20 protein-coding genes and 1 pseudogene are annotated in these 21,955 nt (G+C 59.3%); 14 read left to right on the forward strand and 7 right to left on the reverse strand.

What is annotated here, in order from left to right; all coding sequences use genetic code 11:
* Positions 1 to 389 (reverse strand): annotated as a pseudogene (locus AB5Y76_RS08675) (IS3 family transposase); the annotation flags it as partial.
* A gap of 100 nt (positions 390 to 489) precedes the next feature.
* Entirely contained in the window at positions 490 to 930 is a 441-nt protein-coding gene (yfbV, locus tag AB5Y76_RS08680) for a terminus macrodomain insulation protein YfbV (protein ID WP_005339116.1), read from the reverse strand.
* Positions 931 to 1,234: 304 nt separating this feature from the next.
* Between yfbV and AB5Y76_RS08685 the strand changes: the two genes are divergently transcribed.
* The 5 genes from AB5Y76_RS08685 to AB5Y76_RS08705 all read left to right on the forward strand — a co-directional run bounded on the left by AB5Y76_RS08685 (position 1,235) and on the right by AB5Y76_RS08705 (position 7,990).
* Positions 1,235 to 2,437 carry an acetate kinase gene (locus tag AB5Y76_RS08685; RefSeq protein WP_263718355.1) on the forward strand — a complete coding sequence of 401 codons (1,203 nt, stop codon included), beginning with the start codon at positions 1,235 to 1,237 and terminating at the stop codon, positions 2,435 to 2,437.
* A gap of 54 nt (positions 2,438 to 2,491) precedes the next feature.
* The gene (gene pta / locus AB5Y76_RS08690; RefSeq protein WP_005339119.1) at positions 2,492 to 4,672 is read left to right on the forward strand and encodes a phosphate acetyltransferase; all 2,181 of its coding nucleotides are present in this window, start codon (positions 2,492 to 2,494) and stop codon (positions 4,670 to 4,672) included.
* Between the two features lie 378 nt (positions 4,673 to 5,050).
* Positions 5,051 to 5,371 carry a ComEA family DNA-binding protein gene (locus tag AB5Y76_RS08695; RefSeq protein WP_076495364.1) on the forward strand — a complete coding sequence of 107 codons (321 nt, stop codon included), beginning with the start codon at positions 5,051 to 5,053 and terminating at the stop codon, positions 5,369 to 5,371.
* Between the two features lie 96 nt (positions 5,372 to 5,467).
* A complete protein-coding gene (gene galU / locus AB5Y76_RS08700; protein WP_167570525.1) occupies positions 5,468 to 6,379 on the forward strand; it encodes a UTP--glucose-1-phosphate uridylyltransferase GalU in 912 nt (303 codons plus the stop codon).
* Between the two features lie 213 nt (positions 6,380 to 6,592).
* Positions 6,593 to 7,990: a peptide MFS transporter gene (locus AB5Y76_RS08705; protein ID WP_005339123.1), complete on the forward strand. Its 1,398-nt coding sequence runs from the start codon at positions 6,593 to 6,595 to the stop codon at positions 7,988 to 7,990.
* Positions 7,991 to 8,064: 74 nt separating this feature from the next.
* Here the strand turns inward: AB5Y76_RS08705 and AB5Y76_RS08710 are convergent, their stop codons facing one another.
* Entirely contained in the window at positions 8,065 to 9,036 is a 972-nt protein-coding gene (locus AB5Y76_RS08710) for a response regulator (protein ID WP_263718354.1), read from the reverse strand.
* A gap of 238 nt (positions 9,037 to 9,274) precedes the next feature.
* On the opposite strand from AB5Y76_RS08710, the gene AB5Y76_RS08715 reads away from it, so the two are divergent.
* The 3 genes from AB5Y76_RS08715 (at position 9,275) to AB5Y76_RS08725 (ending at position 11,668) form a co-directional block, all read left to right on the forward strand.
* Complete coding sequence (locus AB5Y76_RS08715; protein ID WP_263718353.1) at positions 9,275 to 9,973, forward strand: DnaT-like ssDNA-binding domain-containing protein; 699 nt, start codon at positions 9,275 to 9,277, stop codon at positions 9,971 to 9,973.
* Between the two features lie 71 nt (positions 9,974 to 10,044).
* Positions 10,045 to 10,899, forward strand: coding sequence for a DnaA/Hda family protein (locus tag AB5Y76_RS08720; protein WP_019445022.1), 855 nt, complete (start codon positions 10,045 to 10,047; stop codon positions 10,897 to 10,899).
* 133 nt (positions 10,900 to 11,032) lie between these two features.
* Positions 11,033 to 11,668 carry an NAD(P)-dependent oxidoreductase gene (locus AB5Y76_RS08725; protein ID WP_263718352.1) on the forward strand — a complete coding sequence of 212 codons (636 nt, stop codon included), beginning with the start codon at positions 11,033 to 11,035 and terminating at the stop codon, positions 11,666 to 11,668.
* Positions 11,669 to 11,778: 110 nt separating this feature from the next.
* On the opposite strand, the gene AB5Y76_RS08730 is transcribed toward AB5Y76_RS08725, so the two are convergent.
* The 4 genes from AB5Y76_RS08730 to AB5Y76_RS08745 all read right to left on the reverse strand — a co-directional run bounded on the left by AB5Y76_RS08730 (position 11,779) and on the right by AB5Y76_RS08745 (position 16,622).
* The gene (locus AB5Y76_RS08730; protein WP_263718351.1) at positions 11,779 to 12,975 is read right to left on the reverse strand and encodes an ABC transporter permease; all 1,197 of its coding nucleotides are present in this window, start codon (positions 12,973 to 12,975) and stop codon (positions 11,779 to 11,781) included.
* Positions 12,975 to 14,129, reverse strand: coding sequence for an ABC transporter permease (locus AB5Y76_RS08735; RefSeq protein ID WP_263718350.1), 1,155 nt, complete (start codon positions 14,127 to 14,129; stop codon positions 12,975 to 12,977). The genes AB5Y76_RS08730 and AB5Y76_RS08735 overlap by 1 nt, the downstream gene beginning before the upstream one ends.
* Positions 14,129 to 15,133, reverse strand: coding sequence for an HlyD family secretion protein (locus AB5Y76_RS08740; protein WP_263718349.1), 1,005 nt, complete (start codon positions 15,131 to 15,133; stop codon positions 14,129 to 14,131). The genes AB5Y76_RS08735 and AB5Y76_RS08740 overlap by 1 nt, the downstream gene beginning before the upstream one ends.
* Before the next feature lie 73 nt (positions 15,134 to 15,206).
* Positions 15,207 to 16,622: a TolC family protein gene (locus tag AB5Y76_RS08745; RefSeq protein ID WP_236372487.1), complete on the reverse strand. Its 1,416-nt coding sequence runs from the start codon at positions 16,620 to 16,622 to the stop codon at positions 15,207 to 15,209.
* A 292-nt stretch (positions 16,623 to 16,914) separates the two neighbouring features.
* Between AB5Y76_RS08745 and dusB the strand changes: the two genes are divergently transcribed.
* The 6 genes from dusB (at position 16,915) to AB5Y76_RS08775 (ending at position 21,901) form a co-directional block, all read left to right on the forward strand.
* Entirely contained in the window at positions 16,915 to 17,880 is a 966-nt protein-coding gene (gene dusB, locus AB5Y76_RS08750) for a tRNA dihydrouridine synthase DusB (protein ID WP_019445016.1), read from the forward strand.
* Between the two features lie 26 nt (positions 17,881 to 17,906).
* Positions 17,907 to 18,203, forward strand: a complete 297-nt coding sequence (gene fis, locus AB5Y76_RS08755; protein WP_005309538.1) for a DNA-binding transcriptional regulator Fis — start codon at positions 17,907 to 17,909, stop codon at positions 18,201 to 18,203.
* A 112-nt stretch (positions 18,204 to 18,315) separates the two neighbouring features.
* Positions 18,316 to 19,197: a DMT family transporter gene (locus tag AB5Y76_RS08760; RefSeq protein WP_069526611.1), complete on the forward strand. Its 882-nt coding sequence runs from the start codon at positions 18,316 to 18,318 to the stop codon at positions 19,195 to 19,197.
* A gap of 258 nt (positions 19,198 to 19,455) precedes the next feature.
* On the forward strand, positions 19,456 to 20,274 hold the full coding sequence (locus AB5Y76_RS08765; protein WP_005339140.1) for a DUF3100 domain-containing protein: 819 nt from the start codon (positions 19,456 to 19,458) through the stop codon (positions 20,272 to 20,274).
* Entirely contained in the window at positions 20,271 to 20,720 is a 450-nt protein-coding gene (locus AB5Y76_RS08770) for a hypothetical protein (RefSeq protein ID WP_033114935.1), read from the forward strand. The genes AB5Y76_RS08765 and AB5Y76_RS08770 overlap by 4 nt, the downstream gene beginning before the upstream one ends.
* Entirely contained in the window at positions 20,720 to 21,901 is a 1,182-nt protein-coding gene (locus AB5Y76_RS08775; protein ID WP_368177711.1) for a M20 family metallopeptidase, read from the forward strand. The genes AB5Y76_RS08770 and AB5Y76_RS08775 overlap by 1 nt, the downstream gene beginning before the upstream one ends.
* The last annotated feature ends 54 nt before the right edge of the window (positions 21,902 to 21,955 follow it).

Genomic DNA, 21,955 nt, shown 5'->3' on the forward strand with positions numbered 1-21,955 from the left:
GACTTGCCGCTGCGAGAGGACTTGCCGGGTCGCTTTTTTACGATGGAGACGCCGTAGTCATTCTTCAGTACATCGACGACGGCCTCAAAGAACTGTGCTTTCTGACTCATCAGCGCCAGCTGTTGCTCGAGTTCCTTGATACGCTGTTCGGGCGTCTGGTTGTCGGGGTCAGGCATGGTGATGCTCCTGCCGGCACGCACAGAAGCCCCCTTGCTCCAATCTTGCCGACCATGTTTACGCAACCATACCAGAACAGTGGAGCGGCCCTGAATGCCATAACGCACCTGAGCCTGTTTGTAGGTGAGCTCGCCTTTTTCAATCTGCTCGACCAGTGCCAGTTTAAAAGTCAGCGAGTAATCGCGCTGTGTCCGTTTCACATCTTGTCCCATCGGGTTCTCCATTTATTGGGGGAAAGGTGTAAACCATATTCAGGACGGGACAACCGCAACAAAAAAGGCGCCACTGGCGCCTTTTTGCATCTGAAACGGGTTATTCGTAGAGAAAGGATTTATCGAGCTGCTGAAACGCAGCCTTGAGGGTATCGGCCAGCTCTTCATAGCGCGGCTGAGACACCAGCTGACGACGGCCACCCTGCTCGTTCATCTTGCCGTTGATCTCCCGATACCAGCTCGCCAGCGACGGCGGCAAGCGGGTGTCGGCACGCTGGCCGAGCCAGTAGTAACCTTGCAGCGGCAAACTGAGCAGAAACAGCACGGAAGTGATGACGGAGGGCCAGTAGTGCAGCTCGCCAAACTGGAACTGCAGCATCACGCTCAACACCGCCAGCGCGGGGATCACCTTGAGGGCGAACTCGGTCGCCTTGATCACCCGATTTTCAGGAAACATCGAATTGAGCTCGGGACGGCGCGGCCAAAGCGTCATATAATGGCGGCCTTGCTGTAACTTAGTTCCAAAAATGTTCATGCTCATACTACCTCCGAGCGCTTTTTGAACGTACTAACGGCAAAACCTCGACAAAATTTGATGCAAAGTAACAAAGGTTGAGGATGACTTTGTTATTTTTCAACAATCGGGTTATCCTTTGTACGCCCATTTTTGCGTCAAAAGCTTCTTGCTATTGACCTGTCAGGGACGTCTGGATTTCGGGTCTTGTATCACTATACAAGGGGCAAGCAACAGATTGCCAACCCTCATAAGGATAAGTTGAAAGTTTTTGGCCGCACCGCGTCCAACGCATCCGCCTACACAACCCAATCTGCGATAGGATTTATTCATGAGTAAGCTGGTTCTTGTTCTTAACTGTGGCAGCTCTTCCCTGAAGTTTGCCGTCATTGACGCAACCACCGGTGATGACCTGCTGTCCGGCCTGGCCGAGTGCTTCAACCTCGACGACGCCCGCATCAAGTGGAAACTGAATGGCGAGAAAGGCAGTGCCGATATGGGCGCGGGTGCCGCTCACCAGGAAGCGCTGGACTTCATCGTCAACAAGATCCTGCCGCTCAATCCGGAACTGTCCAAGAACCTGATCGCCATCGGTCACCGTGTTGTTCACGGTGGCGAGCGCTTCACCTCTTCCGTTGTCATCTGCGAAGACGTGATCGCCGGCATCGAAGCTGCTGTTCCGTACGCACCGCTGCACAACCCGGCTCACCTGATCGGTATCCGTGAAGCTCGCCGCGTATTCCCGGCGCTGGCTGACAAGAACGTGGCCGTATTCGATACCGCGTTCCACCAGACCATGCCGGAAGAAGCCTTCCTGTACGCCCTGCCGTACAAGCTCTACAAAGAGAACGGCATCCGTCGCTACGGCGCTCACGGCACCAGCCACTACTACATCAGCCTGGAAGCTGCCAAGCAGCTGAACAAGCCGGTTGAAGAGCTGAACATCATCAACTGCCACCTGGGCAACGGCGGTTCCGTCTGCGCCATCAAGAACGGCAAATCCGTTGATACCTCAATGGGCCTGACTCCGCTGGAAGGTCTGGTGATGGGTACCCGTTCCGGTGATCTGGATCCGGCCATCATCTTCTTCCTGCACGACAAGCTGGGCATGAGCGTTGCCGATATCAACACCATGCTGACCAAAGAGTCCGGCCTGCAGGGTCTGACCGAAGTGACCTCCGACTGCCGTTTCGTTGAAGACAACTACGACAGCAAAGAAGAAGCCAAGCGTGCTATGGACGTTTACTGCTATCGCCTGGCCAAGTACATCGGCGCCTACGCTGCCGCCATGGACGGTCGTCTGGACGCCGTTGTTTTCACCGGTGGTATCGGTGAAAACTCTGCCCCGATCCGTGAAATCACCCTGAACAAGCTGGGTCTGCTGGGCTTTGACGTTGATCACGACGCCAACCTGAAGGCTCGTTTCGGCAAGGGTGGCGAGATCACCAAGGCTGGATCTACCAAGGCCCTGGTTATCCCGACCAACGAAGAGTGGGTTATCGCCCACGACGCGCTGGAACTGGTCGGCGCTTAATTGACGCAGTAACTCGAGGCCGCCCACAGGGCGGCCTTTTCCTGATCCCAAAAAATGAACAAGGGGTATAAAGTGGCACGCACTATTATGCTTATCCCGGTCGGCACTGGTGTCGGCGTAACTTCCGTGAGTCTGGGCGTTGTTCGCGCCATGGAGCGTCACGGTGTCAATGTCAGCTTCTTCAAACCGGTTGCCCAGCCGCGTCCGGGTGAAACCGGTGCCGAGCGCTCAACCGCCGTTATCCGCGCTGCTGCCAACATCAACCCGCCCGAGCCGTTCACCCTCTCCTACGCCGAGAACATGATCAGCTCAAGCAACACCGACATCCTGCTGGAAGAGATCGTTGCCCGCTTCGAAGAGCACGTAAAATCCAGTGGTGCCGAAGTGCTGGTTGTCGAAGGTATGGTGCCGACCGACAAGCAGCCCTTTGCCAACAAGCTGAACTACGACGTTGCCAAGGCGCTGGACGCTGACATGGTATTCGTGACCCACCCGGGCCATGACTCCAGCCAGAAACTGAAAGAGCGCATCGAACTGGCCTGCTCCAACTTCGGTGGTGTCAACAACCCCCGCATCGTTGGCTGCGTGATCAACAAGGTGGGCGCGCCGGTTGACGAGCATGGCGTAACCCGCCCTGACCTGACCGAGATGTTCGAAGCCCATCACCACGCTTCTGACGCGGCCCACAACCTGGAAGTGCTGCAGGTATTCGGCAAGAGCCCGCTGCGCATCCTGGGTTGCATCCCCTGGAACACCCAGCTGATCGCCCCGCGCGCCAAGGATCTCGCCAAGCATCTGGCTGCCAAGATCCTGCACAAGGGTGAGCTGGACAGCCGCCGTCTACAGACCGTGACCTTCTGTGCCCGCTCCATCCACAACATGGTCGAGCACTTCCGTCCGGGCAGCCTGCTGGTGACCTCCGGCGACCGCTCTGACGTCATCGTCTCTGCCTGCCTCTCCGCCATGAACGGCGTCAAGCTGGGCGCCCTGCTGCTGACCGGTAACTATCATCCGGAGCCGCAAGTCATGGCGCTGTGCCAACAGGCGATGGCCACCGGCCTGCCGATCATGATGACCGGCACCAACACCTGGCAGACCGCCGTCAGCCTGCAGAACTTCAACGTCGATATTCCGGAAGATGACCGCGAGCGTATCGAGCTGGTGCAGGACTATGTGGCTGGCCACATCGACAAACACTGGATCGAGTCGCTGACCGTCAGCTCTACCCGTTCCCGTCGCCTGAGCCCGCCGGCATTCCGTTATCAACTGACCGAGCTGGCGCGTCAGGCCAACAAGCGTGTCGTGCTGCCGGAAGGCGACGAGCCACGCACCATCAAGGCTGCCGCCATCTGTGCCGAGCGTGGCATTGCCCGTCCGGTACTGCTGGGTAACCCGGAAGAGATCCGTCGCGTTGCCGAACAGCAGGGTGTGGTACTGACCGATCGCGTCGAGATCATCGATCCGGCCGTTGTTCGCGAGCGCTATGTGCCGCGTCTGGTCGAGCTGCGCAAGAACAAGGGCATGACCGAAGTGGTTGCCCGCGAGCAGCTGGAAGACAACGTGGTACTGGGTACCATGATGCTGGAGCGCAATGAAGTTGACGGCCTGGTATCCGGCGCGGTGCACACCACTGCCAACACCATCCGTCCGCCGATGCAGATCATCAAGACCGCTCCGGGCTCTTCCCTGATCTCCTCCATCTTCTTCATGCTGCTGCCTGACCAGGTGCTGGTCTACGGTGACTGCGCGATCAACCCGGATCCGACTGCCGAGCAGCTGGCCGAAATCGCCATCCAGTCCGCCGACTCTGCTGCCGCGTTCGGCATTGAGCCGCGCGTAGCCATGATCTCCTACTCTACCGGTACCTCTGGCGCCGGTGCCGATGTAGAGAAAGTGCGTGAAGCGACCGAGCTGGCCAAGGCCAAGCGCCCCGATCTCATCATCGACGGCCCGCTGCAGTACGACGCGGCCATCATGGAGAACGTGGCCAAGTCCAAGGCACCGAACTCACCGGTTGCCGGTAAAGCTACTGTGTTCGTCTTCCCTGACCTGAACACCGGTAACACCACCTACAAGGCGGTACAGCGTTCCGCTGACCTGGTCTCCATCGGCCCGATGCTGCAAGGCATGCGCAAGCCGGTCAACGACCTCTCCCGTGGCGCCCTGGTTGACGACATCGTCTACACCATCGCCCTGACCGGTATCCAGGCTGCCCAGGCTGACGAACAAGCCTAATCAGTGCCTGTCTGAAAAAACCGATCACAAAGGCTGCTCACCCCAGGTGAGCAGCCTTTTTTATTGATTCTCTCTTTGAAGACCAGTGAAACATGCCATCCGCACCTTGTTGCGCAGAATAATGCCATCCGGCACCTCCACAACAGTTTGAGCAGAGCATCTCGGGGAGGTCTGCTCGTCAAATCAAAGATGCATCTGAAATACATTCCAGATCATAAGGTTGGCTATACGGCGGCATTCATGGCTAAGCGCTTATAGCAAATCCGCCACCATCGGCATGAGAATTTGACCTGTTAGAAATAGCAGTGAAAAAGACCCGTTCGATACGCTATTCATCAATGTGCCACTCGGCAATATCCACATCATGGAGGAATGGAAATGCTGATGAAGAAGCTCTCTGCAATCATGCTGTTAGCCTGCTTGCCCCTGTTCAGCCAACCCGTGCTGGCCGCAGATAAGGCAGCACCCAAGCAAACAACCACAGCCGAGGTCGCCAAGGAGTCCGGCAAGCTGAATATCAATACGGCCACCCTTGCCGAACTCACCAGCCTGAAAGGGATTGGCGACAAGAAGGCACAAGCCATCGTCGACTATCGGGAAAAACAGGGAAAGTTCACCTCGGTCGATCAGCTGGCAGATGTCAATGGCATTGGTCCGGCCACGCTGGAAGCCAACCGTGACATGATCATCGTCAAATAACGTCCGAGCTCTGCATATACGAATGGGGTAGCCTGTGGCTGCCCCATTTTTCTTGGAGTATCATGGCCGCACTTTAATCCCGCTGGATAGTTTTCCATGAAAAAGACTCCTCTGACAGTTCGCAAGGCCGTGCTCCCGGTAGCCGGTCTGGGTACCCGTATGCTGCCAGCCACCAAGGCCATCCCGAAAGAGATGCTGCCGGTGGTCGACAAACCGCTGATCCAGTACGTAGTGCGCGAAGCCATCGCCGCCGGTATCAAAGAGATCGTGCTGGTCACCCACTCGAGCAAGAACTCCATCGAAAACCACTTCGACAAGAGTTTCGAACTGGAAGCGACCCTAGAGAAGCGGGTCAAGCGTCAGCTGCTGGAAGAGGTGCAACAGATCTGCCCGAAAGACGTCACCATCATGCACGTCCGCCAGGGCGAGGCCAAAGGTCTGGGCCACGCGGTGCTCTGCGCACGCCCGCTGATCGGTGACAACCCGTTTGCCGTGCTGCTGCCGGATGTACTGATTGATGAAGTAGCCAGCGACCCGAAAAAAGACAACCTGGCCGAGATGGTGCACATGTTCGAAGAGAACCAGATCAGCCAGATCATGGTGGAAGCGGTTCCGGAGAGCGAAGTGGACAAGTACGGCATCGCCGACATCAAGGGCGAGGCCCTGAGCGAGGGGATGTCCCTGCCGATGCAGGCCATTGTCGAGAAGCCGCCCCGTGACGAAGCCCCCTCCAATCTGGCGGTGGTGGGTCGTTACGTCCTCTCCTCCAATATCTGGCCGCTGCTGGAGAAGACCCCGGCCGGTGCCGGTGACGAGATCCAGCTGACCGATGCCATCGCCATGCTGATGGAGCAGGAGCAGGTCAACGCCTACTTCATGAAGGGCAAGAGCCACGATTGCGGCAGCAAGCTGGGCTACATGAAAGCCAATGTGGAATATGCCGTGCGCCATCACGAACTGAATGGTGAATTTATCGGTTGGCTGAAGCAGTTCGTCAAGCAGTTGTAATCGCTGATAAATCTGTTTTTTATAGACGTATTTAAGGGGCATCAAATGATGCTCCTTTTTCATTTTTGCAACAAAAAATCAATCAAGAGTAAATAAAATCTCAGCAAATCATAATGTTGTAATTTATTCACACATGCTCTATAAGGATTGAGGCGTGTTTCTCGCCCTTGCATAAAAAACTCAAAAAAATATAAGACACAGGTGGAAGTTCCAATGAATAACCCGTCAAAAGGGACCTTTTTAGGTCACCCTAAAGGGCTTTTTTTGCTCTTTAGTACCGAACTGTGGGAGAGATTCTCCTATTACGGCATGCGTGCCGTACTGGTGCTCTATCTGACCGACCTGACTGCCAACGGCGGTCTGGGCTGGAGTCAGGCAGATGCCCTCAAACTCTACGGTATCTATACCGGTCTGGTTTATATCACTCCGCTGATCGGCGGCTGGCTGGCTGACACCTTCCTGGGTCAACGTCGCGCCATCCTGATCGGTGCCGTGCTGATGGCCGCAGGTCAGTTCACTCTGGCACTGCCCCACGCCATGTTCCCTGATATGGTCAACACCATGTTCTACGCGGGCCTCGCGTTGCTGATCGTGGGTAACGGCCTGTTCAAACCGAACATCTCCACCATGGTGGGTGACCTCTATGAAGAGGGCGATCACCGCCGTGATGGTGCTTTCACCATCTTCTACATGGGTATCAACCTGGGTTCCCTGCTGGCAGGCGTGATCTGTGGTGCTGCCGCTACGGCCTACGGCTGGCAAGCAGCCTTCGTCGGCGCCGGTATCGGTATGCTGCTCTCTCTGGTGATCCAGGCCACCATGGCCCAGCGTTTCCTGGGTGACATCGGTCGTGTCACTGCTGCCCAGCGCGCAGCAGCCCTGCGTACTACCGAGCAGAAAGCACCGCTGACCAAGCAGGAAGTGGATCGCATCAAGGTTATCCTGGTACTGGGTCTGTTCACCATCATCTTCTGGGCTGGTTTCGAACAGGCCGGTGGTCTGATGAACCTCTACACCCAGGAGTATACCGACCGCATGATCGGTAGCTTCGAAGTGCCGACCGCCTGGTTCCAGTCCCTGAACCCCTTCTTCATTATCACCCTAGCACCGGTCGTTGCGGCCATCTGGATCAAGCTCGGCAAGAAAGAGCCGAACTCTCCGGTGAAATTCGCCATGGGTCTGCTGTTCCTGGCTATCGGCTTCCTGTTCATGGTCGGTGCCGTGCTGCAGCAGGGTGGTGACAACACCGTCAAGACCTCCATGTTCTGGCTGGTAGGTGCTTACCTGTTCCACACCCTGGGCGAGCTCTGCCTCTCCCCGATCGGCCTCTCCATGGTGACCAAGCTGGCTCCGCTGCGTCTGGCCTCCCTGATGATGGGTGCCTGGTTTGGCTTCGTTGCCCTGGCCAACTACGCTGCGGGCTTTATCGGCTCCTTCGTAGGTGAAGCCGGTCCGATCGCCATCTTCGGTGGCATCGCACTGGCTGCGATACTGAGCGCCCTGATCCTGCTGACCATGGCCAACCGCCTGGTTTACTGGATGCACGGTGCCGAAGGCCCGGCCAAAGAGCCGCAAGCTCAAGAGAAAAAACTGCATTCCGCCACAGTCTAAACGGTCAGGATTGCAAACAACAAACAGGGCGCCCATCGGCGCCCTGTTTGTTTTAGCCTGTTTATCAGGCGGCATCAGTGATGACGAACCTGCACATCCAGCGAGCCGCCGCTGTCGCTGCGAAACTGCAGGGCGAACGGTTCATGCCAGCTACGTTTGTGCAGGGCGTAGTGGCTACTGCGCATCAGGCCAAGGGGCAAGCCACCGGAGCGCATCAGCCAATGGGGAGAAGTGAGCCCTGCGTTGGCAAACACCAGCCCATCATGCTGATCAAACAGCAGCGCCGCCATGGCAAAAGAGTGGCGAAGCCCGGACGCCATCAACTGATGGTTGAGGTAGTCGAGCAACCGGTGCGGCTGGCTCAGCAACCGGCTCTCGTTCTGCTGAAACTGTCGGTAGGGGACATTCATCAAGGATCGCACCAGCGCACCACAAAATGCCGCATCCGTCCCCATGATCGGCAGCTCCATCACCAGCACCAGCAGTTTGTCTTCCACCTTGAAGGTATCGGGAATAAACAGCTGCCCCAGCCCCTTGAACGTGACCTGCCAGGGGCCCCACTCCTGCAAGCCCGGCGGCTTGAGCCCCGCCAGCAGACGGCTGGCTGCCTTGTCGTGGACACTGAAATAGTCGATGTGATCCATCAGCTCCAGCTGCTGCGCCCGGTTGGCGCTGCCGTTGAGACACTGTTCGATACTGCGCTCGACCAGCGCATAATCCTCGAGGGGTTTGAGCAGATAGTCCCGCGCACCGGCACGCAAGGCGCTGGCGACCGCCTCCATGGTGCTCTGGGCCGAAATAACGATCACCGGGATATGGGGATAGCGTGCAGAGAGGCAGGCGATCACCTCGTGGCCATCCATATTGGGCATATTGAGATCGCAGAGCACCACATCGGGATGGTAAAGGGCCGCCGCCGATAGCCCCTCAATACCATCTTCGGCCTGAAACACCGTTGCCCCGTCCCGTGCGAGGTAACTCACTAACGAGTGGCGAAAAACAGCTTCGTCCTCCACCATCAGGATCCGTAGCCCGGCTCTTAACATCTTGATAAAGCTCTTATTAGTCAATTGGTTATTTAGGTATTAAGACTAGTTCAAAAGTCCGGTATCCGCGGAAACGATGTGTCAAAAATAGACCTTGGTCAGATTCTGAAATACAGATAGCTCTATTAACAACCACATAGCAGTGCCGTATCTCCTCGTTATGTCGCAACCCCATCCGAATTGTGCAAGTTGGCGCCATAAGGGATAATGCCCCCCACTCCAGCTCGTGAAGAAGACCATGACCCCAGCCGAATACAGCGCCCTTGCCCACCCAAGATTGTCCCATCCGGCTCGCAGTCTCTATACCCTGCAGCTGCGCCGACTGGTGCTGGAAAATCAGGCGGCCCGGCTCAACTATCCCGAGCTGGGCCGGGCGCTGGCAGTGGTCGATCCGGGAGATCCCTGCGGCTTTTCGTTTCAGGTCAATGCCCGCCAGCTCACCGAGCTGTTCGATGAACTGATGGAGGCGGGCCTGCTGCAAGTCGAGGCTCAGCCCGAGAGTGAGCACTACCATCAGTGCCCGTTCCAGTTGCCGCTGCTGACCCAGAAATTGCGCAGCCCGCTGCCGGAGCGCCCCTTCCAGATGCATCTGCAATGGCGACCGGACGAGGAGCTGCCCGCCCTCGCCCGTCTGTGCGGGGTGATCGATGCCAGCTATAGCGAAGAAGATCTGGGGGAGTTTATCGCCTACTGGCTGGGGCGCCCCGAGGTGTTCGACTCCCAGCATCAATGGATGCTCAAGTTCATTCGCGCCCTCAAGACCCGCCGCTATACCCGTCGCAAACCGATGGAGGTGCAGGGCTACCAGCAGGTGACGCCGGCACCGGCAGAGTCGGGCCCCAGCAAACGGGCCCAACAGATGATTGAAGAGGCCAAGCGACTGACCCAACAGCAGACGCAAGAACCCGCAGCGCAGCAGGAGCCGGATAATGATTGATAGCGGCCCCCGCCTGCAGGCAGAATCAATCCCCTGTCTACCCATCCCTGATCGAGCAGAAGGAGCATTCCATGACTGACCCGCAAGATCCCCTGCGCCAGGAGCTGGAAGAGATCGAAGCCAAGCGCCAGAAGATCGCCAAGGCCAAGCAGGATCACCGTATTCACGACCCGGAATTGAGCCGCCATGTGGGTGGCCTGCTGGAGCGCATTCGTCGCCTGCAGCAAGAGACCGGCGGCGGCCAATATGACTACGAGACCCTGCGCAAGGAGTATGACGCCAAGGCCAACGCCGAGGTGCGCGAGTTGCAGAAGGCAGCCCGTCAGGAGCGGATCCAGAAGCTGATCGCCCAGGCCGACCTCAACCCTGACTGGGTATTTGACAAAATGGATGCCACAGATCCGGCGCTGCAATATCCCATCGAGACCGCCCGTTACTTTATCAGCGGTTTCGAGCACTGGGAGAAGAGCGGTGGCGGCTGCATGCTGATCTACGGCGACTACGGCACCGGCAAGTCGACCCTGGCGGGGGCGGTAGCGCATGAGCTGATCGCCCGTCACCAGAAATCGGTGATCTTCCAGCAGTGGGCCTCCATCGTCGATCGGCTGTTCTTCAACGTGATCCCCGATCAGGACGAGCGCAACCAGTACCGCCGCGCGCTGGAAGAGGTGGATCTGCTGATCATCGATGAGGTATCGGCCAACCGCGCCAAAATGGCGGAGAGCCAGTCCAGCTTCCTCGGCCACCTGCTGCGCCGTCGTCGCAACCTGTCAAAGAGCGTCATCATCATCACCAACCACACGCCTCAGACCCTGCATCAGGCGATCGGTGATTTCAGCTATGAGGCGATCAAGGCGTTCAATCCGGTGGATATCCACCTGAGCGGCCCAAGCCGTCGCCCCAGCATCGGCAACTACAACGGCTGATGCCTCTCAAAGAGTGCGAGTCGCTGACGGCTCGCACCTTCTCCTCCTTGCTGCCTCACAAATAGAAACAACTCTCATTTACAGCAGGCGAACAAGCCACTAGGCTAGCCCCTTTTGCTAAGGGAACTCAGCTATGCCAACCACACTGATTTTCGGAGCCAGCCGCGGGCTGGGCCGCGCCTTTACTCATCACGCCCTGAGCCAGGGTCACCGGGTCGTTGCGCTGGTACGCAGCCCCGAGATGGCCACGGAACTGGGGGAGCTGGGAGTCGAGGTGATCGAAGGGGATGCGCTTGATCCGGCTGCGGTGCAGCAGGCATGTGTTCTGGCGGGGCAAGATGCACAAGTCGTCTCTACCCTCGGCAGCTTCCGTCAAGCCGCGCCGGTGGACTATCAGGGCAACCGCCATGTAATCGATGCCATGGAGCAGGCAGGCCTGAAACGGCTGCTGCTGGTCACCTCCCTCGGCTGCGGCGACAGCTGGCAATATCTGCCGGAGCGGGCACGCGCCGCCTTCGGTCACGAGGTACGTCTCAAGAGTCTGGCGGAGAGCTGGCTGCAGACCAGCGTCCTCGCATGGACCATTCTGCGCCCGGCGGGCCTGCAGGATGGCGATGCCACCGGCCGCGCCGAGCTAAGTCAGAACAAGGAGGTGCACGGACTGGTACGCCGCGCCGATGTGGCCGCCCAAGGGCTGCGCCTGCTGGCGGATGAGACAGCGGTGGGACAGATCTACGCCATCGGGGATCCCGAACTCCAGCGTGGCTAAAGCAGCAGTAAAACCGCTTAACCCCACCACATAACAAAACGGTCAGCCCAAGGGCTGACTGTTTTCGCTTTACCGCACACGCCATCTCACGGGCGCTTGCCCTATCCCGCTTAACCGGCGGTTGTTTCACCCTGCACGACTGACGGGCGAGCAACCGGCAGCGACTGCTGCCGCCAACGCAGCAGCAGGCAGGCCAGCGCGCCGTAGAGCAGCGCCAGTCCCCACAGCTGCCACCAGTAGCGGGAGACCTGCGCGAAGTCTGCCCCCATCTGGTTGAGGCGCAGAAAACCTTCGATGGCGGGGATAGTGGGCACCCACTGAGCCAGCCAGTTGAGAGGCGTCGGGATCAGCTCAAGCGGCCAGATAAAGCCCGCCAGAAAGACCAGCGGCAGGGAGGATATGAGTACCACCTGAGTGGGCAGATCCCGCCGGGTAAATATCGCGCCCAGCACAATCCCGAACCAGCAGGTCGCCAGCAGGAACGGCAGGGTAAACAGCCAAAGCTGCACCGGGTCGGCATGACGAGCGATATTGTAGTGATCGAAGCAGAAGCCGAGGAAGTAGCTCACCGGCAGCAGGAACAACCCCGCCAGCACCAGGGTTCTGGCCAGCAGCAGCGGCAACACCGGCGCGCTTTGCCAGTAACCATGCTCGCCGCGGCAACTGCGCTGGTTCTGGGTCGCCCCCAGGATCCCCGCCCCCATCAGCAACACCTGATGGAGGATCAGCACGAACACCGCCGGCACCACGTAATTCACATAGCCCATGGTGGGGTTGAACACCGGCACCACGTTGAGGGCCACCGCATTCCAGCCCATGGCTGCTTGTGGCAGTGCCTCGCCGTGGCTCAACAGCCGCGCCACCTTCACCTGCGCGGCGAGAGTGCCACCGGCCTGCGCCAGCCCTTCGGCAATGGTGCCGTAGATCAGAAAGTAGGAGGCATCACCGGCATAGCTCAGGGTGACGCTCTTGCCCAGCATCAGATCCCGATAGAAGTGGTTGGGGATATGCAGGATGCCGCTCGCCTCCCCGGCCATCATCAACTGACGCGCCTCGGCCAGCGAATTGGCTCGCGCCACCAGCTTTACCTGCGGCGTGGCATCGGCCATAAACTCCAGCTGACGCGACAGCTGACTGCCATCGTCGTTGACCACCACCACCGCCTCTTCCCGCGGCAGCTGATGCAGATAGGGCTGGGGATAGAGAAACGAGTAGAAGATCACCCCGCCAAACAGGGTGAGCATGATGGCGCGATCCGCCAGCAGGGCGCGCAGCTCTAGGCGCAACAGATCGACAAATCCCAGCATCACTCAGGCTCCTTTTCGGCAACGGCCACTACGGCTGATTGACGGGCCAGCTCGGCCTGCTGCTTGTAACGACGTACCACCAGCAGCAGGGGGAGCAGGAACAGCAGCAGCGCCCCCAGTTGCGGCAGCGCCGATGCGAGGGGCAGACCGTAGTTGCTCTGGCCAATTTGCAGCTCCACATAGTGAGAGACCGGCAACAGACTGCGCCAGAAGCGGGCGAAATCCCCCATGGCGCTCACCGGAAAGGTGACCCCCATAAAGGCAAAACCGGGCGCCGTGTAAGCCCCCGCCAGCGACAGGGCGCGGGCCGGATCCCGAATGATGCCGTAAAAGAAGGCCCCCATGGTGACGCAGGCGGCCGAGGCGAGTCCCAGCCCCACCAGCAATACCAGCCAGTTGCCGTGCATGGGGTAGGAGAAGCCCTTGAACAGCAGCAGCGTCCAGACAATCCCCCAGCCCCAGCCAACCAGCACGTGGGGCAGCAGGGTGCGCCAGAGACCAAACCAGACACCGCGAGTGGTCCAGTCCAGCCCCAGCCGATCGGTACGGGCCAGCGCATTGAGGCCGAACAGCACCACCAGGATCTGCCACACAGCAGGCAGAATGGCGCTCAACAGAAATTGGGCGTAGCTGGAGTTGAGGTTATAGAGCGCCGTCACCTGACTGCTGATGGGCACCGACTGCCCGAGCGCACCGGGCAGCGCCTTGCCATCGGCCATCGCCTCCAGCACACCCACCTGACCGTTAAGAGTGCCTACCACCTGCGCCAGCGCCGAGTTGACCAGCTTGGCGATGAGAATGAACTGGCCGTTGTTGAACACCGTCACCTGCGGCTGGGTGCCCTGACGGGCATCCCGCTCCAGATGGTTGGGGATCACCACCAGCGCATAAATGTCGCCGCCGCGCAGGGCGTGGGCACCGGCATCGATGGAGTCAAACTGTTGCGCCACCTTGAGCCCGGCCGAGCCATCCAGCGAAAAGGCGAGCTGACGCGAGAGCATGCTGTGGTCGAGATCCACCAGCCCCACCTTGAGGTCGCGGGCCAGCCCTGCCGAGAAGATCCAGCAGAGGATCCCCATCAGCAGCAGCGGCACCCAGCTCATCAGGGCACGACTGAAGGGATCCTGCCACAGCAGCCGAAATTCACGTCCCATCAGAGTTCAACCAGCACACTCATGCCAACCCGCAGCCCCTCAACCGGTTGCAGCGGGCGAGCCTCCACCTGGAAGCTCTTCATATCGAAGCCCTGGCGGGTATCGGTGGCGCGCCAGGTGGCAAAATCCCCCATCACGGCCACATGGGTCACCTTGAAGCGCACCATCTGATCGCCAAGACCCGGGATGCGGGCATCAAACTCGGTACCGACCGGGAAGCGGGGCAGCAGATCCTCGCGAACGTGGAACTGGGCCCAGGCATCACTCATATCAAGCAGGGTCACCACCGGGAAACCTTGTGGCGCCAGCTCGCCGCTGCGCAGCAGCACCTGACTCACTTCACCATTGTGGGGGCTGGTGATGCGGGTATCGGCCAGATAGGCCTCAACCTCGGCAACAGAACCCGCCGCCATCTTGGCCTTCTCGCGAGCGGCGATCTTGGTCTCTTCCCGCGCCCCTTCCAACGCCATCTGGTACTGTTGCCACGCCATCCCTTCGCTGTAGCGTGCAGCTTGCCAGGCCGTCCACGCCTCGTCGCGTTTTTGCAGCGGCATTACGCCATCGCGGTGCAGACTGGCCACCCGCTCATAGGTCTTGCCACGCAGCTGGGCGGCAGCCTTGGCTTTTTGCCACTGATCCTTGGCAGCGGCGATCTGCTGGGCTCGGGCCCCTTTCTCGGCCTCTTGCGCCATGGCGCCCGCAGCGGCCTCACCGGCCTTGGCCTGGCTCAGCTTGGCTTCGATCTCGGGGCTCGCCAGGGTAAAGACCAGCTGATCCTTGGCCAGCTGATCGCCCTTTTTCACCAGCACCTCGTCGATGCGACCCGGCACCTTGGAGGAGACCGAATACTGCTGTGCCTCAATCTGCCCTTGCAGATGCACCGGCTCGGGTTGATAGGCGAGCCAGAAGCGCCAGCCGAGCCAGACCACCAGGATCACCAGCACCAGCGGCAACAACAGCGGTTTACCCTGGCTCATCTTCTTTTTGATGGGGGGATGGCTCATCACTTCACCTCGACAAACGGGCGACCCTTGGCGGTCGAAACAGAGATAGAAAAAGGAACAGACAGGACCGGGATCATGAGTTCACCTCGATCACCTGACCATGCTGATATTGATTGAAACTGTTCATCTGGCCGGAGAGCGCCAGCAGGCGGGCCAGCGACACTACATATTGATAGGCCGCCGCCGCGCGCTGAGTCTTCACCCCCGCCAGCTGGTTTTGGGCATCCACCACATCGAGGGAAGTAGAGAGCCCCTGCCCGAAGGCCTTGTCCCGCAGCAGCACGTTCTCCTCTGCCAACGCCTGGGTGGAAGAGAGGGATTGATACTCCTCCAGCCCCTGCGCCGCTTCGCGCCAGGTCTTCTCGACCAGCAACTCCAGATCCTGACGGGTCTTGGCTTGCAGCAGATTGACCTGCAACTCGGCACTCTTGGCGGCCTGCACCGTCTCGGAGCGGCCATCACGGCTCACCAGCGGCATGCTGACCCCCACCCCCACCAGCCAGTCCGGCGCGGTCTTGGAGGCGAGCGAATCATCTTCATAGAGGTTGTAGTTGCCGAACAGGAACACCTCAGGGGCATATTTGCCCTGCTCGACCCGGATCAGCCCCTTGGCCTGCTCCTTCTTGGCAGTGAGCAGCTTGAGACCGGGGTGCACCTCCAGGGTCTGGCTCACCAACCCCTCGAGGCGCGGCAGCTCCTTGTTGACGAACAGGCCGCTGCCCGGCTGGGCATTTGGCAACTTCAGCATGCGGCCAAGGGCCAGCTCGGCGATCTCGAGGCTGCGGCGCGCCTTCTGGGTATCGATGCGCGCTCTGTCATAGGCCGACTGGGCGGAGAGACGCTCCACCCTGGCGATCTGGCCCTGCACTTCGAGCTTCTTGGCGTGATCCAGATGGTGGGCGAGCCCCTCTTCGATCTCCTGTTTGGTCTGCACCACCTGAGCAGCCAGCACCACGCCGAAATAGGTCTGGGAGAGGCTCTCGAAGGTGGATTGCTGCTTGAGCACCAGCAACTGCTGCGCCTCGCTCACCTGCGCCTGGCGGATATCCTGCGCCGCATCGATGCGACCACCGGCAAACAACGGCCAGAGCATCTTGACCGAGCTGCTCACCACATTCTGTTTGGTCAGGGGGGTAACGAAGTCATTGGGGGTAAGATGCGGGATCGGCAAGCCGCCCAGGAGCTGCTGCAGCGCCTTGAGCATCTCCGGATGGTTGGCGATGGGGTTGAGATCCATCATGTCGAGTTCAATCGGCTGATCAAGATGGGTATAGCTGGCCCCCAGATCCACTTTGGGCAGATACATGTCCTTGGCCGCCTCACGCAGCTGTTTGGCCCGATCGACCCCAGCCTGCTCGGCAGCCAGCCCTTCATCCTGCTGGATGACCCGGGTCCAGGCTTCGCCAAAACTGATGGTTTGCGCCTGCGCCGACCCCAGCACGGCCCCCATCAGACACGGCCAGAGTGATTTAATGAACCTTGACGTCATAGATCCCCAATCCGCTTTTGTTGCATAAATGTTTGGAGCATTTGCTCGATTTAAGCCAGCTATCATAACGCAAAGCGGGCCTGCAAGTGGACTGACAATTATGCAGGCGTCCGACCCGAATGGTACAGCGCTCACTCTCCGGCAATCTGGCCGTTTTTCAATAACTCCAGAATTTGCAAGCCTTGGCGCGACGTTTTTTTCAGAAAAAAATGGCTGACGCTCAAATACTAACCTTTTCTCCTGCCTAAAAAATGCGTAATATACGCCGCCCTAAGCCGATGGTAACCGTGGAATGCAGATAGGTCCCCACACGCTTGAAACTCCCTTGATTGTGGCTCCCATGGCCGGTGTAACTGACCGACCATTCCGTGAACTTTGTTTGCGATTGGGGGCTGGCATGGCCGTTTCCGAGATGCTGCTGGCCAACCCGGATGTCTGGGATACCCAGAAAACCCGGATGAGGATGGATCACTCTGCAGAAGGCGGATTGCGATCGGTCCAGATTGCCGGAGCCGACCCCGAGATGATGGCGTTTGCTGCCCGCTACAACGTGGAGCAGGGCGCACAGATCGTCGACATCAACATGGGATGTCCGGCAAAAAAAGTGAATAAGAAGTTGGCAGGTTCCGCCCTGCTGCGTGCCCCCGATCAGGTCAAAGCAATTTGCCGGGCCGTGGTGGATGCAGTGGAGGTACCTGTCACCTTGAAGATCCGCACAGGATGGGATCCGGATAACCGCAATGGCGTGGAGATCGCCCGAATCGCCGAAGATTGCGGTATCGCGGCCCTCGCCGTGCATGGTCGTACCCGAGCCTGCCTCTACAAGGGCGAAGCGGAGTACGACACGATCAGGGCGATTAAGCAGGCCGTATCGATTCCTGTTGTCGCCAATGGTGACATCAACAGCCCGGAGAAAGCCCGGTATGTCCTCGACTATACCGGTGTTGACGCCGTGATGATCGGCCGAGCTGCGCAAGGACGACCCTGGATTTTCCGGGAAATCCGTCATTTTCTTGAGACGGGCACCAAGCTGCCGCCTCCCGAGAGGGAAGAGGTCCGCACCCTGATGAACGAGCATGTAACCAACCTGCACCGGTTTTATGGTGCATATCTGGGAGCGCGCATAGCCCGTAAACACGTGGGCTGGTATCTGGATGAAGAAGAGACGGGCCGAGAATTCCGTAAGCACTTCAATGCCCTGGATTGCGCAGACGCGCAACTTGAGGCACTCGAAGCGTATTTCGATGGATTAGGTTAACAAGATAACTAAAGAGCCGACCGAATATGTTCGAACAAACCCTGACTTCTGATGCATTGGTAACAACTACTCACAATCACGCTGCCGAGCCGACCCAGCGCCCCCTGCGTGACTCTGTGCAACAGGCCCTGCGTAACTACCTGGCCCAGTTGAACGGTCAGGAAGTGATTGATCTGTACGATATGGTTCTCTCCGAAGTCGAAGCGCCGATGCTGGACGTGATCATGCAGTACACCCGTGGTAACCAGACTCGCGCTGCCGTGATGATGGGTATCAACCGTGGCACCCTGCGCAAGAAGCTCAAGCGTTACGGCATGAACTGATTGCTGGCCGCGAGCCGCGACGGCGGTTCAAGGCAGATGCGAAAGGCGCCAGGTAGCAATACCTGGCGCCTTTCCTTTATGCTCTCCCCTCCATTTCACCATGACGACCCCGATGAACCGCACTCCCCTGCTGCTGATGGTACTGGTCACCCTGCTGGCCGCTGCCGGCTGGCTCTTCTCGAAAGAGGCGATCCGCGAACTGCCCCCTGCCGCCTTTATCGGCAGCCGCTTTCTGCTGGCGGCGCTGCTTTTGCTGCCCTTGGCCTGGTTGCGCGAGCCACCGCCGACTCGCGCCCAACTGCTGCGCGCCGCCGGCTGCGGCACATTGCTCGGCGCCAGCCTGTTGCTGTGGGTCACCGCCATCAGCCAGAGCGATGCGCTGGGCAGCGGCGCCTTTATCATGAGCGTCGCGACCCTGATGGCCCCGCTGGCCGCCTGGGGAGCCTTTCAGGCCAAACCCGGCCGCCACTACTGGCTCACCCTACCCATCGCCATCGCCGGTTTGCTGCTGCTCTCCAGCAGTACCCACTGGGGCGTGTCACTCTCGCTGTTCTGGTTTCTGGCGGCGGCCACCACTCTCGGCATCCAGCTTGCCGTCCATCGCCACTTCGCCCAATCCATTGCCCCTACCTGGCTCACCTGTATCCAGCTGGCGATGACCGGCCTGCTCGGCACCCTGCTCTCCCTGCTGACCGAGCAGTGGCCAGAGGCTGGAGTCAGCCACGGCATCTGGGGCTGGTTTGCAGCGAGCGTCTTGATCGCCACCACATTGCGCTACTGGCTGCTCACCCACGCATTGAGCAAGATGACTACCGCCCACGCCGCCCTGATGATGCTGCTGGAACCGGTCTGGACTCTGCTCCTGAGCACCCTCTTCTACAACGAACCCCTCGGCGGCGCCAAACTGGCCGGAGCCGGACTGGTGCTCGGCGCCCTGGTGCTCTACCAACTGCCCCTGCTGCTGCGCAGTGCCCGCCTCAAAACGCCAGCCTGATACGCGTCACCGCCCTGCGGGGCGGTGTCACCATTTCCCTCCTGTTTGCTTATCTTGTCCTGCCAATGCTGACGTTCTGTTAACGGCATTTAACCCTTGGTATCCATAGGGTTAAAGGGCATACCCCATGAAAAAATGCCATATGGCCAGCTTGATGAAGGTCACATTCCTCCCCCGCGACCCTCCCTATCATGCCCCCATCATCGGTCTGGACAATCCTGACGATGGCCACACATGGGAATAACAAGAGAAAAAACTATGCAGCAAACCAGCCCCCTCAAGACGGTCACGGTCAGCATATTGGCAACCGCCATGCTGATCTTTGTGGCCCAGTACCTGATAGGCAAACAGGAGATCAAGATCGGCATCGCCATCATCCCGATCCTGCCGATGCTCTTTGCCGTCATCATCGGCATGATTGTCTCCGCCAAACCGGTCAAGGATCGCATCCCCGGCTGGAAACAGCTCTTCACCGAAAAAGAAGAGGGTTTCTGCGGCAAGATGGTGGGCTTCAGCCTGCTGATCCTAGGTACCCAGTACGCGGGGATGATCATCCCCAACCTGAAGATGATCCTGAGCGTCGGCGTGCCGTTGTTCCTGCAGGAGATCGGCAACCTGCTGCCAATCCTGATCGCCATTCCACTGGCAGTGAAGTTCGGCTTTGGCCGTCGCGCCATCGGGGCCTGCTCCTCCATCAGCCGTGAGCCGTCGGTCGCGGTGATTCAGGGCAAGTTCGGCACCGGCTCCCAGGAGTACATCGGCGTGCTGGCTATCTACCTGTGCGGCTCCGTCATCGGCACCCTCTGGTTCAGCGTGCTGGGCAGTATCGCCCCGCTCACCGGTCTACACCCGCTGGCGCTGGCTGCAGGCTCTGGTGTGGGCTCTGGCTCCATGCTGAGTGCCGCCTCCGGCGCCCTGATCAACGGTCTCGATGAGGCGCTGGCCCAGCAGGTGCTGAGTATCGCAGCTGCCTCGAACCTGCTCTCGTCTGCCCTAGGGGCGCTGTCCCTCACCTATCTGGGTCTGCCGCTCGCTGAAAAAATCTATGCCCTGACTGCCAAAGGAGAGAAAGCATGAAAAGCATCGTAATGGATATGCGGTTTGTCTTTCTGGCGATCCTGCTGGCCATGTTCACCCAGACCCTGACCACCGGCACCCCGCTCTGGCTGATGGGTGACAGCTTCATCGCCATGTCACTGGTGGTGTTCGCTTCGCTGATTGCCAAGCGCTACCTGCCCTCATCCCTGCCGGCATTTGCCTATGCCACCATCATCGGCATTCTGATCTGCCTGCCGGAGACCCCGGTACGCGGCCTCTTTATCGACGCCGTCGCCAAGATCTCCTTCCTCTCCTGCTGCGTACCGCTGCTGGCCTTTGCCGGTCTCTCGGTGGGCGGTCAGCTGGAAGAGCTGAAGAAGATGTCCTGGAAAGTCATTCTGATCTTCATGATCGTCTCCACCTGCTGCTTCTTCGGCGCCTCGCTGGTGGCCCAACTCGGCTTCTCCATTCAAGGGATCATCTGATGAACAACATTCACATTGAACCGGCCCTGCTGGCCCTGCGCGACTTCAGTCAGGAAGTGCGCCACCATCTGCACACCATTCCGGAGGCCTCCGGCGTCGAGTTCAAGACCTCGGCCTACTGCCGCGAGCTGATGGCAGGCTTTGGCTACCGCCTCACCGACTACCCGGGCTTCACCGGTTTTCACGGCGATCTGGTGGTTGATCCTGTGCTGCCGACCATCGCCTTCCGGGCCGACATGGATGGCCTCGAGATGCACGACATGAGCGACGTTGCGTTCAAGTCAACCCATGAGGGAATGGCTCACAACTGCGGTCACGACTCCCATATGGCGATCGCTCTGACCGCAGCCAAGTTTCTGGCCGCCAACCGCGATCGCCTGCAGTACAACGTCCGCTTTATCTTCCAGATGGCGGAAGAGGACATGCGGGTACCGGGCGCCGAGAAGATGGTGGAGCTGGGCTGCATGAAGGGGGTGGACGAGGTCTATGCCCTCCATAACGACGGCACCATGGAGACCGGCACCATCAAGTTCAACCACGGTGTCATGTCCTCCTGGGGCTCTGCCTGGACGCTGGATGTGCACGGTATCTCCGCCCACGGCTCGACCCCCCACAAGGGGCTGGATGCCATCCGCGAAGCGGTGCGGATCATCGAGGATATGGACTACATCGTCGCCAAGCGCACCAGCCCGTTCAGCCCGGCGGTATTCGGCTGCGGCATGATCAACGGCGGCACCATCCCCAACGCCATCGCCGACCATGTGCAGGCGCGCGGCACCATCCGTGCCATGGATGCCGAGACCGACCAGATCCTGAAGAACAGCTTCAAGGAGATCGTGGCCCAGAGCAAACTGCGCGGCTTCAAGACCAAGATGGTCTATGCCGGGTATCCGGCTGTCGAAAACCACGCCGATGCCTACGCCCGTCTGCTGCAAGCGGCCGCCGATGTATTGCCCTCCGAGGGGATCAACGCTCAGGGGCAGCCGATGACCGGCAGCGAAGATTTCAGCTACATGGTTAACGCCTGCCGTGGCCGCAAGGGGGCCATGTTCTTCCTCGGCAGCGGCTGTCAGGCCAAAGGGATCTGCAACTACCTGCATGCGAATCCCTACTACCTCGATGACGACTGCCTGCTGGTCGGAGCCCAGATCTTTATCAATCTGGCGACCCGCAGCGCTTAATCCCGCATACCGATAAAACCAGAAGAGAGGCCAAGGCCTCTCTTTTTTTGTCTC

The sequence above is a fragment of the Aeromonas sp. R1-2 genome (assembly GCF_040908505.1).
In the GTDB taxonomy this organism is placed as follows: Bacteria; Pseudomonadota; Gammaproteobacteria; order Enterobacterales; family Aeromonadaceae; genus Aeromonas; species Aeromonas veronii.

Coding starts and splice junctions, on each gene's coding strand:
- pta (WP_005339119.1), top strand. CDS start 2,492: ATGAACAAGGGGTATAAAGTGGCACGCACTATTATGCTTATCCCGGTC.
- AB5Y76_RS08725 (WP_263718352.1), top strand. CDS start 11,033: ATGCCAACCACACTGATTTTCGGAGCCAGCCGCGGGCTGGGCCGCGCC.
- AB5Y76_RS08735 (WP_263718350.1), bottom strand. CDS start 14,129: ATGGGACGTGAATTTCGGCTGCTGTGGCAGGATCCCTTCAGTCGTGCC.
- AB5Y76_RS08770 (WP_033114935.1), top strand. CDS start 20,271: ATGAAAAGCATCGTAATGGATATGCGGTTTGTCTTTCTGGCGATCCTG.
- AB5Y76_RS08760 (WP_069526611.1), top strand. CDS start 18,316: ATGAACCGCACTCCCCTGCTGCTGATGGTACTGGTCACCCTGCTGGCC.
- AB5Y76_RS08730 (WP_263718351.1), bottom strand. CDS start 12,975: ATGCTGGGATTTGTCGATCTGTTGCGCCTAGAGCTGCGCGCCCTGCTG.
- dusB (WP_019445016.1), top strand. CDS start 16,915: ATGCAGATAGGTCCCCACACGCTTGAAACTCCCTTGATTGTGGCTCCC.
- galU (WP_167570525.1), top strand. CDS start 5,468: ATGAAAAAGACTCCTCTGACAGTTCGCAAGGCCGTGCTCCCGGTAGCC.
- AB5Y76_RS08765 (WP_005339140.1), top strand. CDS start 19,456: ATGCAGCAAACCAGCCCCCTCAAGACGGTCACGGTCAGCATATTGGCA.
- AB5Y76_RS08715 (WP_263718353.1), top strand. CDS start 9,275: ATGACCCCAGCCGAATACAGCGCCCTTGCCCACCCAAGATTGTCCCAT.
- AB5Y76_RS08705 (WP_005339123.1), top strand. CDS start 6,593: ATGAATAACCCGTCAAAAGGGACCTTTTTAGGTCACCCTAAAGGGCTT.
- AB5Y76_RS08745 (WP_236372487.1), bottom strand. CDS start 16,622: ATGACGTCAAGGTTCATTAAATCACTCTGGCCGTGTCTGATGGGGGCC.
- AB5Y76_RS08695 (WP_076495364.1), top strand. CDS start 5,051: ATGCTGATGAAGAAGCTCTCTGCAATCATGCTGTTAGCCTGCTTGCCC.
- AB5Y76_RS08685 (WP_263718355.1), top strand. CDS start 1,235: ATGAGTAAGCTGGTTCTTGTTCTTAACTGTGGCAGCTCTTCCCTGAAG.
- fis (WP_005309538.1), top strand. CDS start 17,907: ATGTTCGAACAAACCCTGACTTCTGATGCATTGGTAACAACTACTCAC.
- yfbV (WP_005339116.1), bottom strand. CDS start 930: ATGAGCATGAACATTTTTGGAACTAAGTTACAGCAAGGCCGCCATTAT.
- AB5Y76_RS08775 (WP_368177711.1), top strand. CDS start 20,720: ATGAACAACATTCACATTGAACCGGCCCTGCTGGCCCTGCGCGACTTC.
- AB5Y76_RS08710 (WP_263718354.1), bottom strand. CDS start 9,036: ATGTTAAGAGCCGGGCTACGGATCCTGATGGTGGAGGACGAAGCTGTT.
- AB5Y76_RS08720 (WP_019445022.1), top strand. CDS start 10,045: ATGACTGACCCGCAAGATCCCCTGCGCCAGGAGCTGGAAGAGATCGAA.
- AB5Y76_RS08740 (WP_263718349.1), bottom strand. CDS start 15,133: ATGAGCCATCCCCCCATCAAAAAGAAGATGAGCCAGGGTAAACCGCTG.